11 protein-coding genes and 3 riboswitches are annotated in these 14,848 nt (G+C 53.4%); of the genes, 8 read left to right on the top strand and 3 right to left on the bottom strand.

Annotated elements, in window-relative coordinates:
• Nucleotides 1-21 precede the first annotated feature (21 nt).
• From ACZ5PT_RS03665 to ACZ5PT_RS03650, 4 genes are all read left to right on the top strand, one after another.
• Nucleotides 22-414 carry a VOC family protein gene (locus ACZ5PT_RS03665; RefSeq protein ID WP_464265452.1) on the top strand — a complete coding sequence of 131 codons (393 nt, stop codon included), beginning with the start codon at nt 22-24 and terminating at the stop codon, nt 412-414.
• A gap of 245 nt (nt 415-659) precedes the next feature.
• Nucleotides 660-736: riboswitch (cyclic di-GMP riboswitch) on the top strand.
• Nucleotides 737-795: 59 nt separating this feature from the next.
• A riboswitch (cyclic di-GMP riboswitch) is annotated at nt 796-872 on the top strand.
• Nucleotides 873-934: 62 nt separating this feature from the next.
• Nucleotides 935-1,011, top strand: a riboswitch (cyclic di-GMP riboswitch).
• 159 nt (nt 1,012-1,170) lie between these two features.
• On the top strand, nt 1,171-1,956 hold the full coding sequence (locus ACZ5PT_RS03660) for a hypothetical protein (RefSeq protein WP_464265451.1): 786 nt from the start codon (nt 1,171-1,173) through the stop codon (nt 1,954-1,956).
• A gap of 66 nt (nt 1,957-2,022) precedes the next feature.
• Nucleotides 2,023-4,254, top strand: a complete 2,232-nt coding sequence (locus tag ACZ5PT_RS03655; protein ID WP_464265450.1) for a TolC family protein — start codon at nt 2,023-2,025, stop codon at nt 4,252-4,254.
• 40 nt (nt 4,255-4,294) lie between these two features.
• Nucleotides 4,295-5,626: a tetratricopeptide repeat protein gene (locus tag ACZ5PT_RS03650; protein WP_464265449.1), complete on the top strand. Its 1,332-nt coding sequence runs from the start codon at nt 4,295-4,297 to the stop codon at nt 5,624-5,626.
• Nucleotides 5,627-5,650: 24 nt separating this feature from the next.
• Here ACZ5PT_RS03650 and ACZ5PT_RS03645 read toward each other — a convergent pair whose 3' ends face one another.
• The 3 genes from ACZ5PT_RS03645 to ACZ5PT_RS03635 all read right to left on the bottom strand — a co-directional run bounded on the left by ACZ5PT_RS03645 (nt 5,651) and on the right by ACZ5PT_RS03635 (nt 10,794).
• A complete protein-coding gene (locus tag ACZ5PT_RS03645; protein ID WP_464265448.1) occupies nt 5,651-7,555 on the bottom strand; it encodes an AMP-dependent synthetase/ligase in 1,905 nt (634 codons plus the stop codon).
• A 211-nt stretch (nt 7,556-7,766) separates the two neighbouring features.
• Nucleotides 7,767-9,938 carry a HAMP domain-containing methyl-accepting chemotaxis protein gene (locus ACZ5PT_RS03640; RefSeq protein ID WP_464265447.1) on the bottom strand — a complete coding sequence of 724 codons (2,172 nt, stop codon included), beginning with the start codon at nt 9,936-9,938 and terminating at the stop codon, nt 7,767-7,769.
• A 70-nt stretch (nt 9,939-10,008) separates the two neighbouring features.
• Complete coding sequence (locus tag ACZ5PT_RS03635) at nt 10,009-10,794, bottom strand: substrate-binding domain-containing protein (protein ID WP_464265446.1); 786 nt, start codon at nt 10,792-10,794, stop codon at nt 10,009-10,011.
• Nucleotides 10,795-11,205: 411 nt separating this feature from the next.
• On the opposite strand from ACZ5PT_RS03635, the gene ACZ5PT_RS03630 reads away from it, so the two are divergent.
• The 4 genes from ACZ5PT_RS03630 to fliE are packed head-to-tail and all read left to right on the top strand — an operon-like array spanning nt 11,206 to nt 14,811.
• The gene (locus ACZ5PT_RS03630; RefSeq protein ID WP_464265445.1) at nt 11,206-13,602 is read left to right on the top strand and encodes a tetratricopeptide repeat protein; all 2,397 of its coding nucleotides are present in this window, start codon (nt 11,206-11,208) and stop codon (nt 13,600-13,602) included.
• A gap of 43 nt (nt 13,603-13,645) precedes the next feature.
• Entirely contained in the window at nt 13,646-14,059 is a 414-nt protein-coding gene (flgB, locus tag ACZ5PT_RS03625; protein WP_464265444.1) for a flagellar basal body rod protein FlgB, read from the top strand.
• A gap of 8 nt (nt 14,060-14,067) precedes the next feature.
• On the top strand, nt 14,068-14,499 hold the full coding sequence (gene flgC, locus ACZ5PT_RS03620; RefSeq protein ID WP_464265443.1) for a flagellar basal body rod protein FlgC: 432 nt from the start codon (nt 14,068-14,070) through the stop codon (nt 14,497-14,499).
• 9 nt (nt 14,500-14,508) lie between these two features.
• On the top strand, nt 14,509-14,811 hold the full coding sequence (gene fliE, locus ACZ5PT_RS03615) for a flagellar hook-basal body complex protein FliE (RefSeq protein ID WP_464265442.1): 303 nt from the start codon (nt 14,509-14,511) through the stop codon (nt 14,809-14,811).
• Nucleotides 14,812-14,848 lie beyond the last annotated feature (37 nt).

Below are 14,848 nucleotides of genomic sequence, written 5' to 3'. Positions count from 1 at the left end.
TCAAATTGATAGGACGTATACATGCAACTGAGTTTAACTTTGGCCGTTGCCGACCTGCAACGGACAGATGCTTTTTACCGGGAGATTCTGCAATTAAACCCCCAGCGTAGTCAGGCTGATGGCAAAAATCCCGACTTCATTCTGCTACGTTTCGGTGAATGCTGCATCGTTTTTCGGCCGTTGCGCGATCTGGAGGCGCAGCATCCGGCGCTGCTGCAGAACCTGACCCGGCAATCGCTCGGTGCCGGTCTGCAGTTGGAGCTGAGTTGTCCCGACCTGACGGCAGTTAGGAAATGCATCGAGCGTTACCAGTGGCCGGTCGCTTATGAGCTGCAGGATGATGAGCATCAGCGTCAGGAACTCTGGTTGCACGATCCTGATGGCTATCTACTGGTGCTGAATGAAGAACATTGACGACGATGGCCAGGTTATTGTCCGGCAATTGTTTAGGGGAATTTTATCCGCACACAGATTAGTTTGAGCAGGAAGAGGATGAGGAAGAGTTTATCTGGGGGTCGAATGGACCTGGTTAGGCCGTTTTTTTTCGACTTTTGTCTAAGTTTTTTTAAAGAGTTAGTACCCAAGCGGAATTGTGGGCAATAGAAAAGCATTGACATAGCTTCTTGCTGGTAATAGGATTTTGAAAAACATATAAGGATAATCGATAATACTAAACCACTTGTAAGGGTGGGGCGGAAAGCCCATAGGGTCTCACTGAGACAGCCGGGATGCCGAACTATCAGCAGATATTCGGTGTGCCGGTTTTTTTGTGCCTGCACCGTTAAATCTGACGATACACGATAATACTAAACCACTCGTAAGGGTGGGGCGGAAAGCCCATAGGGTCTCACTGAGACAGCCGGGATGCCGAACTATCAGCAGATATTCGGTGATCCGGCTTTTTTTGTGCCCTTCACCGTTTATTAGCAGCGATACACGAAAATACTAAACCATCCGCGAGGATGGGGCGGAAAGCCTATTGGGTCTCATTGAGACAGCCGGGTTGCCGAAGTATCTACCTAAGGTCATCGGTTCCGACTTTTTTGTGTCCGGACACAAAAAAAGTCGGATCCTTGGCGAGAGAAAGGTCTGTCGCGGCGAAATCAATGGGATTTCATTGGCGGGACCTTTCTAGATTTACGTAAGTCTTTAACAAGACGGAGAAAACAAATGTTAAGTGAGTACAAAAAAATTATAGCTATTTTCGGCCTGGTCACCTTTTTGGTGTCCTGCCTGTTTACCGTCAGTTTTGCAAGTGACCGCCGCGATAGCTACAAAAAACATCGTCAAATTCAAAATGGCGACTCCATTCGTAAGTATCAACGGCATAGCGATAGGCATGACCGTGATAGTGATAGTGACGACGATGATCGTTACGGTGACAGCGACAGCGATAGCGATGACGATGAGATAATCGTTCCTGTCCCTGTCCCTGTCCCAGATACCGATACAACTGATCAAGCCGCCGCTGACGCTGCAGCTGCACAAGCCGCCGCTGACGCTGCAGCTGCACAAGCCGCCGCTGACGCTGCAGCTGCACAAGCCGCCGCTGACGCTGCAGCTGCACAAGCTGACGCTGACGCTGCTGCTGCACAAGCTGCCGTTGACGCTGCTGCACAAGCGGCCGCTGACGCTGCTGCCCAAGCGGCCGCCGACGCTGCTGCCCAAGCCGCCGCTGACGCTGCTGCACAAGCTGCTGCCGACGCTGCAGCTGCACAAGCTGACGCTGACGCTGCTGCACAAGCTGCCGCTGACGCTGCTGCACAAGCTGCCGCCGACGCTGCTGCGCAAGCCGCCGCTGACGCTGCTGCGCAAGCTGCCCTCGGTAACCAAGTTTACAATAATATTTGTGCCGGTTGTCATGGCCAGGGCAAATACGGCGATAACGTCCCTTCACGTACCCATATGGGCATCAGTTTGACCACTGAACAACAAGCTGCAGTTAACTCCCTTTAGTCTGTTCAGATAGCTAGTTGCGTTGCCCTCCCTTCGGGGAGGGCAATCTCTTTTGGGGTGACAAAGATGAAAAATTTAGCGAGGCAGCCGTTTATTATGCGACTTGCCATTGTTTTGTTATGTGTCTTTGCTTCGGCAAATGCATTTGCTGAAAGTACTGTTGGTGAGGTCGAGCTGACGCTTAAGACGGCAATGGCATTGGCCATCCGCAATAACCTCGATTTACGGGTTGATGCCTTGGATTCGTCAATGACAGAAGCAGGTTTACACCGCAGTCGGGGCATTTACGACCCCAATCTGAGCATGTCAGCCGAGCATGGAGAATCTTTCTATGCCGGCGAAAGATATGGTACCAAGGACAGCTCAACCTTGTTCGCCTTGACCCAAAAACTCTCGACGGGTGGCAGCCTTTCGGCGACCACGCAAACTTTTCATTCGAAACCGGTTGCCGATTTGTCGGCTGTCGACGCGACCTTCTGGTATTCCTCGGTCGGCATTACCCTTACCCAGCCGCTGTTAAAAAAATTCGGCAAGGAGACTACGGAACTCAACATCTCCGTGGCTGAAATCGATCATCAAGGGTCTTTAGAGCAGTTTAGAGAATCAGTAAGCGATACCGTTTACGCTGTCATTAAAGGGTATAACCGCCTCTACGCGGTGCGACAGGTTCTGGAATCGAAACAGAAAACCCTGGCTTCTGCGCGGCAACTGCTGGAGAAAATCAAACAGCGGCAAAAACCGAGCGTAAATCAGGATGTGGAGCTGGCTAATACCGAGTACGCTATCAGCCAGCGCCTCAAAGAGCTGGTTAACGCAGAGCGGAAGATCAGGGATCAGGAGGCCAAGCTTCGCTACCTGATCGGCGAACAGAGCAGAACCCGCCTTGTTCCCATTGAGCCGCCTTCCAGTGAAGAACCCTTGGAGACAACGGAACAGGCGATTGCTCTGGCTATGGAACAAAACTCCGACCTGAAACAGTTGCGTCTGGATTTAAAATCGAGTGAGTTGGAGGAACGGGTGGCAAAGAGAGGCCAGCTGCCGAATCTTTCCCTCACCGCTAGCACTGGTTTCCGGGGGATTGAGGACAAGTTCAGTGACAGTGCCGAACAGATCGGCGATGGGAAGGGGCAATGGTGGTCGGCCGGGTTACGATTCAGTATGCCATTGGGGAACACCGTGGCCAAAAGCGACTATCGGCGCAAACAATTGCGGACCAAGCAATTGAAAAATGAGTTGACGGCCTCTGAATGGAAATTTCGTGATTATATTGAAGCCGATATGCGGGCCTTGATATCGGCCCGGATTCAGAAACAAGTGGCCGATAAGGCGGTGGCAAGTGCCAGGCTGCGGGTGGCCGGATACCGCAAGAGCCTCCTGGAAAAAAAATCCAGGGTGCAGGATCTGTTGAATGCAGAAACCGATTTAGTCAATGCCCAGAACAATCAAACTGAAGCACTGGAAACTTTTGCTAATGCCGTTGCCCTGCTCTGGAAAGATACGGGGGTTTTGCTTGAGCGCAAGGATGTTCATATTGAAGGGCAAAAACCTGAGAAACTGACCGCAGGAACTGAGAGGATTTCCTACCCGGTCTCTAGTCCGGCACAACTTGCTGCCGGCCAAACCGTGACGAGACTCCCGGCGACCACAGCCTTGCCGCTGCCGCAAAAAGATTCGCCGCAACTGGTTGCAACCGCGGTTGAAAAGCATGCCATTGTCTCTGCGGCAAGGATTTCTCCAGCAGCCCACGTAAAAAAGATCACCACCGATCCGGTTGTCTTTGCCAAGCGGGCCGTTCCGATTCAGGAGAATCTAGCGGAGAAAGTTAAAAGCGCCGTGGAAACCGCAGTATACATCCTGAAAATTGGCGAGTATGCCTCTTCGGAGCTAGTGAACACCGAAAAAATAGTGAAAAAAGCCGGGCTGGTGCCAGCGGTGACGGCGGGGTCCAAGCGGAAAAGACAGGTGATTCGTCTTAACGTTGGTGACTATGAGACACAAGCGGCGGCGCAAAAAGAATTGCGCAAGTTAGCCAAGCGCACCGCCGGCGGCTTTATCCTTAAGTTAGGCAAAGCCGGACTGCGACTCTACGCGGGCTCTTTTTTCAGTCGCAACAGTGCGTTAAAGGAGCAACAACGACTGGTCGCGCTCGGTTTTCCTCTGACGTTGGAAGAGGCGACGGTTCAATTGTCGACAGCGCTGCTGACTGCCGGTCGATTCCCCAGTCGTGAAGCTGCTGTGGCCGGGGCCTTGAAGTTGAAAAGATTGGGAGTGGACGCTGTTGTGCAGAAGCATGGCTGAGAGACATTCAAGAATAAATCGGGTCGCGAGCTAGATGGCAATGGATAACGGACGCCGGAACAGTCATCAGCAGATCGCCTGGATTTTGCTTATCGTTATTGTCGGCACATATTTGCTGATGGCGATCAAGTTCCCCCATGCTTATATCATCGCCACCTATGAGGATCTGGTCGGTGAATGGACGCAGGTTTTTCTTTTTGCCAGCACTATGCTGCTGGCCGGCCGACAGGCCTATTGTTCCTCCCGCTTTCGGCCGTTTTTTGCTCTGCTGGCCCTGGCGTGCCTGTATGTCGTCGGCGAAGAGATCTCCTGGGGACAGCGGCTGTTCGACATTCCGACCCCAGAATTTTTTAACGATCACAACCTGCAGGGAGAAACCAACCTGCATAATTTTCTCACCGGACCGATCAGCACCCTGACCAAGCAGGGGATTGAAATTATTGTTGCCGCCGGGTTGCTCGGCTATGGCCTGCTCTACCCCTGGTTGCTTCGAATGCGCAACCGAGCTGCTTTGTGGCTGGAACGTTTGGGCCTGCCCGGCCCACCTCTTTATCTGAGCCATTTTTTTGTTCTCAGTGCCATTTTCGAACTCGGACTTATCCATTTTAACGAGGCGGAAATTGCCGAAATTCTGATCCCATTCGCCCTGGCGATGATGACTCTGAACTATCGTTTATCCGCTCGTCAGCAGCTCGCGGTGGATGAGCACAATTCTTGGGGAGGCTCTCACTCTAAGCGACTTGCCGGGCAGACGCTGCTGGTGTTTGTCGGAGCCGTCGGTCTCGCCCTCGTAACGACGCTGGCTTGTTACTCCTCGCCGCGCTTAGGGGCGGAGATGTCTAATCGTTATTATAACGGCATCGAAAAATTTGCCGGACGCTATCAGCGGATGGAGCAGTGGGACACCGCCACCCGCTTGTATTTGGAAGCTCAGCAGCGGGAGCCGTACCGGGCGTCGCTGCGCCGGAACCTGTTTCGCTGTTATGAACAATTGGGACAACCCGAAGAGGCGCGGCAGCATCTGGATAACGCAATCGAGTCCGATCTGCAGCGGTTGGTCGACAATCCGAACAACATTGCTGCCCGTATCTCATTGGTGCGCACCTATCAAATGATTGATGATGTGCCGAAGATGCAGCAGTATTTACAGCAAGCTTTGGCGGTTGGCCTGGCCGAAAAGACAGTCGATCCGAAAAACCCCGCTACCGCCTATTGGTTGGGAAGCAGTTATGAATTTAAGGGCGATTATCCTGCCGCTTTACGGGAGTTTGAACGGGCGGTTAATTTGCAGCCCGAATATCTCCGATATAGAAAAGCCCTGCTGGCGGTTAGCCGTCTCGTTTCGGAGCACCTGAAAGTCGATAAATCGTAAACCGGGAAAGTTTTCCGCCACAGTTTATTTAAGCAGTTTGCCGATCACTTCACGGTACTTGGTTTCAATCACGTGGCGCTTCTTTTTCAGCGTATTGGTCAGCTCTTCCCCCGGTTTGAATTCCTTCTCCAAAAAATGGATATTCTGCAGTTTTTCGAACGGTTTAAAGCCTTTTTTCGGCTGTAACAGGCGGTTGATTTCGGCCTTGACCCGGTCGAGCACCTGTTTGTTATTTAACAGCTGCTCGGGTGTTTCCGTGCTGCGCTCGAACTTGCTGCTGACAAAATTGCGCAGCTGTTCAAAATCGGGGACGATCAGTGCCCCGAGCCCCTTTTTGTCCTGGCCGACCAGCACCGCATCGCTGACGAAAGGCAACTGGGTGATGGTCGATTCGATGCGGCTCGGGTCAATGTTTTCGCCGCTGGCTAGGACGATGATCTCTTTGGAGCGACCGGTAATCACCAGTTCTCCGCTCAGCGTCAGTTTTCCCAGATCACCGGTTTTGAAAAAGCCGTCTTCGCTAAACGCCTTGGCGTTTTCTTCCTCGTTGTCGTAGTAGCCGGGAAAAACCTGTTCGCCGCGCAGCTGAATTTCGCCGACCTGTCCCGCTGGCAGTAGTTGCCCCTCTTCGCCGATAATCCGCAGATCGGTGCCCTTGGTCGGTGGACCCAGGGTGCCGAAAATTTCACAATTTAGGGCCCGCCCGGCAATCGCCGGGGCGCATTCGGTCATCCCATAAGCATTAACGATGCGGATGCCGATGGCATCGATCCATTCATCCAGATAGGGGGGCAGACTGCCACCGCCGCTGATTGCCATGCGCAGTCGACCGCCAAACTTCTCCTGCACTAACGCCAGTTTTTTAACCGCCAGCTTGTTGAAGGGCGAGAGCAGCAGCAGCAGGATGGTGGAGCGCAGTTTCTGCCAGTGATAGCCGAAGAATGAAGGTTTTTTAAATTGCGGCAGCTGATTTTTCAACACCCGGCTGTGATAGCGGTAGCGGGTCGATACCTTGACCAGTATTTTAAAGATTCGGGCCTTGCGCGGATCCTGTTTTTCCAACGTCTGGTTGATCTTGCTGTGCATCGATTCCCACAGTCGCGGCACGGTGGCAACCAGGGTCGGCTGGTATTTTTCCAGATCGGCGGCAAAGGTTTTCACCGTTGAATAAACAGTACAGCAGCCGTGTGAGAGCGCCAAATACTCAGCGGCCCGTTCAAAGATGTGCCAGCTCGGCAGGATCGATACCCAGCGGTCGCTCTCTTCCAACGCGATCATTTCTGGCAGGGTGCGGACGTTATACATAATATTAGCGTGGCTCAACACCACCCCTTTGGGAGTGCCGGTGGTCCCCGAGGTGTAAATCAGGGTAAAGGTGTCGTCTGGGGTTATTGCGTAACGTCGGCCGACAAACTCGTCATGGTCGGCTTTAGTGATGCGCCGATCCTTGAGGATATCGTTATAGCTGTAGATATTGTCGAACCACTTGTGCGTCTTGTCCCCCTCAATGACGAAAATCGCCTTGAGGTTTTTTAATCTCTTGAGCATCTCCTCGTGGGCTTTGAGCAGTTGTTCGGTCTCGATTACCAGAAATTCACACTGCGCATGCTGGAGGATGAATTTCAGTTCCCGGGTCGGGGTGTCGCTGCCGCGCGGCACGCTGATGGCGCCTAACGACAGCAGGGCAAAGTCGGTGACGATCCAACCGTAGCGATTGTCCGAGAGCAGCATCACCTTGCTCCCTTTAGCGATTTTCCGAGTTTTGAAGGCCTTGGCAAGAATCAGTGCATCATCAAATAATTTCTGGTAGCTGACCTCAAATTCGCTGTTGGCGGCGCGATAGATAAAGGCGGTGCGTTCGGCATAATCGTGGCTGCTGCTAAGTAACATGTTGAACAAGGTTGTATGGTTTACTTCTGCACCCGGCATTTTTTCTCTCCAAGAGTAAGGACTATTTCACTATAGCATCCTGCCGGGGGTTGCCCACTTAACAAATAAAGATTTCAACCGAAACAGCGAACATCGCTTGCTGCAAGCCGCTCATCGGATACTGCAGGCTGGATGAAAATACCCCCTGTGAAACAGAAAAGGCGCCCCGGATCGGAGGCGCCTTTTCTGTTGCTGGGTGGAAGGAGAAAAATCAATCCAAAGTAATCATCTCATCGGTTTGCTCTTGCACACTGGCCCAGCCGATCCCGGTCTGCGGGGCTTGGCGAGTGGGTGTCGGCGGAGCAAACGATTGGGTGTGGTTGCCCTGTTTGAGGGTGAAGCGCTGCAGCATGACCTGCAGTTGTGCTGCCTGCCCTGAGAGTTGTTCACTGGTGGCGGCACTCTCTTCGGCGCTGGCGGTGTTCTGCTGAATCACCTGATCGATCTGGCCGAGGCCCTGATTGACTTGTGAAACCCCGTTGGCCTGCTCGCTGCTGGCGGCTGAAATTTCACCGAGCAAATCGTCGACCTTGGTGATGGCGCCGACAATCTCTTCCAGTGACTCTGCCGTGCGCTGCGCAATCTGAGTACCGTTGCTGGCCTTTTCCACCGAACCTTCGATCAGTGCGGCGGTTTCGCTGGCCGCCTTGGCGCTGCGGGCAGCCAGGTTGCGGACCTCTTCGGCAACCACGGCAAAGCCTTTACCGTGCTGTCCGGCGCGGGCCGCTTCGACGGCAGCGTTGAGCGCCAGTAGATTGGTCTGAAAGGCGATTTCGTCAATCACCTTGATGATTTTGTTGATGTTCTGGCCAGCGTCATTGATCTCGCCCATCGCCGCAATCATTTCGGTCATCCGTTTACTGCCAGTGGTGGCGGCAGTGGATGCTTCACTCGCCAGGCGATTGGCTTGGCGGGCGTTTTCAGCGCTTTGGGTGGTTTGTGCGCCGATTTCGTTCATCGAGCTGCTGATCTCTTCCAGTGATGCGGCTGACTCGGTAGCACCTTGGGACAGCGATTGACTGGAATCGGCAACCTGACTGCTCCCGGAACTGATCTGCTCACCGGAAACCTGAATCTGGCCAATCATTTGGTTGAGGTCGGTGCCGAGATGCTGCAGCGAACTGCGCAGCGTATCCTGTTCGTCTCGCGGAATGGCATCAAAGGTCAGATCCCCTTGTGCAAGCTGTTGCAGTGGTTGGACGATTTCATTCTGTAAGCTGTCGGCAAAGCGATCCATCGCGTCGGCCATTTGGCCGATTTCGTCGCCACGCGACAGGTTCAGGCGGCGCTGTAAATGGCCCCGCTCCAGTTCTGCCAGCATTGAGACGGTCTGTGCCAGAGGACGGGTAATGCTTCGGGAAAAGAGCAAGCCCATGATCATGGAGCTGAGAATGCCCCCGACAATGATCAGCCAGAGAAAGGTGGAAACCTGGCTGGCGGTACTGGCAGCCTGCTCGGTACTTGCGTTCATCGATTGGCGGGCTGAAGCGACAATTTTTTGCAGTTCCTGTTGGGCCTGGTCAAGGACCGGAGCGCTGACCTGCAGAGCATGGGTCTGCATCTGCCGCTGGATAGCGAGGGCTTCGGCGATCGGAGCGAGGACATGTTGGATCGATTGCTCGACGCCCATTACGCTCGGTTTAATTTCCAAGGTGTAGGTTTCCTGGGCCAGTTCCGGCTCGTCGATCTCAAAATAGTCGAAGATCGAACCCATCGAGCTGCCGACCGCTTCGAGTTGTTGTTGCAATGTTTCTTGGGCTTTCGTTATCTGCTTGTTCTGGCTGTTAAGGCTTTGTACCCATTGACCAATTTCGGTTTTCATCGGGTCTTTTTCGACCGAGATTTCAACCGCATCCATGATGTTTTCACTCAGCTGGATGGCCCAGCTCTGATAGGACGAAAGTTTCTGTTGCGCCTCTAAAGCCAGCTGCGCGGGGTTGTCGATTTGCGCGTCATCGTATTGTTTGGAGAGACTGATGAATTGCTGCAGTTGCGGAGTCCAGGACTTCCACTCATTGATAAAGGTTTGCCAGAGCAGTCTCTCTTCACCTTCTCGTTGCAGGGCATCGACCGTGGCGATCGCCTGTTCGGCATCGTCACGCGCTTTTTCAATCAGATTGTATTCATTCTGTCTTTGTTGCAGGGACAGGGTGCCATCGAGTAGGGTGCGTTCTGAACTTTTCATCGCCTCAAGGGATTTACTGAGGGTCAGTATCGCTTCCAGGGCAGGCACATCGTCTTGGCTGATGGTCGCTAGATTTTCATTTAATTGCGATGTTCCCCACCAGCCGGCCAGACCGACCAGCAGGCAAACCAGTGCCACGAAGGAGAAGGCACCCAACAGTTTTTTTTGCAGACTGATGGAGCTGAAGACGCTGTTCATAGTTGATCCTTGTAGCTAACGCGGCCAGCCCCCCCCCACTGGCCGCTTATTTAAATGTAGTCCTCAGGTTTTACTGAAAGAACTTCTGACCGGCTGGGGATTTGAAGAAATCGATCAGTTTCTGCACTTCTGGGGTCGGCTCGCCAACGGTGATCAGTGCCAGCGGCCGGCTGATGTCGTCGGTTTTGACGATCTTTGAGTTTTCTGGATTCAGCTTATAGAAGCCTTCGCTGACCGCACCGATGGCGCCTTTGTCTTTCGAGACGTGCTGAATTTCCAGTCGGGTACTCTTGACCAAGGTGGCATCGGCAGCATAGTCGGCCTTTTTCATGACCTGTTTTTGGAAGACCGCCTTGGTGGCGCTACCAGCGTGGCTGGTGACAACCTTGACCGGCATATCCGGGCCGCCGACGTCCTTCCAGTTGGTGACTTCACCGGTGTTTAATTTGGTCAACTGCTCAAAGGTGAGGGCGTCGACCGGATTATCCTTATGCACGATCGGCACGATGATATCCTTGGCGATCACGTGGAAGATCAGGTTGTCAGGAATGGTAATCTCTTTGCCGGCTTTCTTGGCGGCTTTTTCCGCCGACTTGATGGAGCTTTCCAGCGGGCTGGAGGCGGCGGCCACCACGGCTTTTCCTGAGATCAGCGCCATCATCCCTTTACCGGTGCCAACGCCTAAGACCTTGATGTCATCACCAGTGGCCGCTTTAAAAGCCTCGTTGCCTGGCTCCAGAAACCGCTTCTGACAGGTGGTCGAACCCCAAACTTTGATGGTGCCGGCCATGGCCAGTGAACTCACCAGTAGCAGGCAGGTCGTCAGGCTGAGGATTTTAATTAATTGTTTGCTCATCTTTTTGATTCTCCTTTGGTTGTTATTGGCGACAATTTGGCTGTGACAAGAAAGTTTTCTTATCTACTTTATTTGATAATTCGAATAAAACGTTCTTGACTTGTTTGCTCTGGGAATGAATTATCAGGTAATTGTATTAGCTTGTCAACATTAAAGAAGATTAAAAATGATAGGGGATCTCATGGTTTGACAGGGAAACGAGGGACTCGGATTTTACTCGATTTTCTTTGTCAAAATGACGACGTTTTCCTTTTCGCGGGTTTGCGTATTTTCCGTCTGGCGTTTTTGGAATAGGTTGTTTTGCTAATAATCTTGATTGATTACAGATGTTTACCTATGTCGTCTCCGTGGTTGGCACGTTTCTGGCCATAGAGAGTCTCCGGCTAACTTTATTAACTATCGGAGGCATGGATGAGCTATCCAACCCAGATCATCAAAATTTTGGCCGTTGTACTGTTTCTGCTGCTGTTCTTTCTCAGCAGCGTGTTGACCGTGCGAGCGGCGGCGCAGGTCACCTTGACCGGCATGAAGAAGCAGGAACAGATCGACAGCACCCGGATTACCTTACTTTTTACCGAGTTGCCTGATTTCGAAGTTGAACACTCCGGGCAACGGGTCGACCTGCTGCTGAAAGACGTCTGGGTCTCGGCCAAGCTGCGCAACCTGCCGGAAGATGAGACGGTGGTGAAGATTTTGTTGGCGCAGAAGCACCGCGATCTATTGATGTCTTTACTGCTGCGGCGTGCCCCCAAGCAGGTGATAACCGAATCGAAGAACGATCCGGCCCGGGTGGTGATGGACATTTACTGGGAAGGCGACCAGAGTGCGCGCCATGGGGTGGCTTTTCGGATCGCCGATATGCCGGTGCGCAAGGCGGGCAAAAAGGCAACAGCATTTCAAAAAGAGTCCCCGTGGACGGGGCGCTGGCACGATTTCTTTCGCGATTACCGAACCTACTGGAAACTGGAACTGCCGCAGCACTACACCCTGCCGCCGTTGCCAGCGTTGATCACCAATCAAGAGAGTCCGCTTTGGCCCCTGCAGCAATTCTATGCTGAGGGGCAATGGCTGAGTTTGTTGCGCAAGTCGAGTCAGATCGAGGGTCTGGACAAGGAACAGCGTTACCTGCGCAGCCTGCTGGTTGCCGAAGCGCAAATTCGCAGTGCCGCGACCGAAGCGGCCTTGGCCCGGTTGTACGCGTTACAGGATCAACCGGGGGCGGAGCAGACTCGTGTCGATTATTTGACAGCTTATGCTCAAGCTGCCAGCGGACAATCCTTCGTCGCCCAATTGACTTTGCAGGAACTGCTGCCGAAATTAGCCGCCGGACAGCAGTTGACAGACTTTTGCTATCTGCTTGCTGCCGAGACCGCCCTGGCGGCCAATCAACCCAAACTGGCACTTGAGTACTTGCAGAACACCGAGTTGGTGTGGCCTGTCGAGCTGCTCGCCGTAGTCGATTTGCGCACTGCCGATGCTCAGGCCGGCCTCGACCAATTGCCGCAGGCCATTGCCAGTTATCAGACGCTGGCCGAAGAGCCGGGTTTGTTCGACCGCTATCTGTCCTCTGCTAACCTGGCGGCATTCAGCGCCTATAAACACGGTGACTACGCGTTTGCCAATCGGCTTTATCGCAAATTAAGCGACCTGGTAAAGGAATCGCCGGGACCGGACTTGGTCCAGTTTGCCGCCGGTGCCTCTGCTTATTCCGCCGGAGATTTAAAATGGGGGGTCATCTGGTTACAGAAAGCCAGCCTCGACTGGCCGGGAATAGAAGGTGGCGAGCGGGCCGATCTGCGTTTGATCGATCACCAGCTGATCACCGGTGGTGAGTTAGACATGGCCAAAGCGGCCAGCGATTACGACCGCATCAGCAAACTGGCTGGCAGCCGGCAGGTCAGGGAGGAGGGCACATTTAAGCGCGCCCTGGCCCTCTATCTGCTGGCTGATCACCGACAGAGTGTTGACGAGCTGATGCGGTTCCGCCGTGAGTTCCGCAGTTCCAAGTTGCGTCGCGAAACCGATCTGCTGCTCTTGGAGCAGCTGCCGACGGTGATTCACAGCCTGATGAAGCAAGAGCGGGAATTGGAAGCGGTGGTGCTGGTTGAACAGAATCGTAAGCTGCTCCTGCGTGGCGGTTTTGATCGCGCGTTCCTGCACGATCTGGCCGGGGCCTTTAATAACCTCGGTCTCTATGCGCGGGCGGCCCGTGTGCTGCTCTACCTGTTTGACCAAGTCGAAGACGAAGCTTTGCGCAAACCCCTTTACCTGCCTCTGGCGCGTTCGTTTCTTAAGCGCGGCGAGTTCAGTAAGGCCAGCGGTTATGCCAGCAAGTATCTGCAGAAATATCCCCGTGGAGCCGACAGTGCCGCACTGTTTGGGGTGTTGCTCGATGCCTTTGAGAAGCAGGGGCGTGACGAAGAGTTGCTGGCCTGGCTGGCGCGTAAGAATCGACCCAGTAGCCCGGAGTTGGAAATTCGCGCCGCATGGATCTATTGGGATCAGCAGCGGCTGAAGGATGTGGTCAAAAGTCTTGAGCGGGCGGGGAAACTGCACGTCAAAGAAATGGCACTGCTGGCGGAAGCCTACTATCAATTGCAGAAGAATTCCGCTGCCGAAAAAATATATCGTCAACTCGGAGCTGATCCCGGATTCAGCACTCAGGCCAGCTACCGTCGGGCGCAGATCTTGCTGCGCAAGCAGCAGCGCAGGGACGCACTTAACCTTCTGACGCAACTGGTCGAAGAAGATGGTAGCAGTTCTTGGGGGCAGTTGGCCCAGGACTTGCTCATTCAAGAAAAGCAGTAGAAAAATTTAAGCCAAGTGTCAGAAAACGGGCAGGAGAAACATTATGGCAGAGATCAGAATCGCTGATCAAACGATGTCGGTATTAAAGAAGAGCCTGGATTTGCGGGCCCAGAAACAGCAGGTGATCGCGGCCAACATCGCTAATGCAGAAACCCCTGGTTATGCAGCACGTAAGATGACCTTCGAAGCTGATCTTCGCAACGCGATCGCCGCACCGGAAACGGCCGGACGGATCAGCAATGCCAAGCATTTTCCGATCGGCTCCAGTGGTATTAACGGTGTTCAGGGGCGGATCGTCAAGCAACGTGATCCGAATCCGATCGGTGATGGCAACAGCGTTTCGCTCGATGATGAAATGTTCGATCTGGCCGAAAATCAACTGCTCTTTGAGGCCAGTGCCCAGATCCTGAAGAAGAAACTCACTCTGCTGAAATATGCTGTCAGCGACGGTCGCTAGGAGATTCCATGGATATTTTCACTACGATGAAAATCAGTGCTTCGGCGCTCAAGGCCCAGCGGGTGCGGATGAATACGATCAGCTCCAATCTGGCCAACATCGAAACCACCCGCTCTCCCGATGGCGGTCCCTATCGCAAACGGGAAGTTGTTTTTCAAACCAGCCGCCAGGGGTTTGCCGATACGCTCGATTCTCGACTGCGTGACGCTGCACACGGGGTCAAGGTTTCTCACATCCAGGCGAGCAGTGCGCCGCCGCGGATGATTTACGACCCTTCGCATCCCGATGCGGATGAGAAGGGCCAAGTGGCGATGCCGAACATCAGTCTGGTTGAGGAAACGGCCGACATGATGTCTGCCAGTCGCGCTTACGAAGCCAACGTGACCGTCGTGAAGTCGGCCAAGCGGATGGCAATGAAAGCATTGGAAATAGGACGCTAGAGGTGATTTATGAGTTCAGTTGTTGATATTACCCTGAAATCGCACTTGCAGGGGATTTCGGGGCCGAAAAGTTCTCCGATCCAGAATATGAGTGGCAAGTTTGCTGAGGCGCTCAAAGGTTCGCTTTCTGAGGTCAATCAGGCGCAGGTGTCCGCCGACCGCGCTGCCGAACAGGTTGCTGCCGGTGAGACCAAGAATCTGCACGAAACGATGATCAAGTTCGAAGAAGCTGATATCTCGTTGCGGATGATGGTTCAGCTTCGCAACAAGGCGCTTGAAGCCTATCAGGAAATTATGCGGATGCAGGTTTAAAACTGAATCCTGTTGTTTGAGTTAAGCGCAATCGATT

It is taken from the genome of Desulfuromusa ferrireducens (genome assembly GCF_055389805.1).
This window is presented reverse-complemented; position numbering and strand designations above follow the sequence as displayed.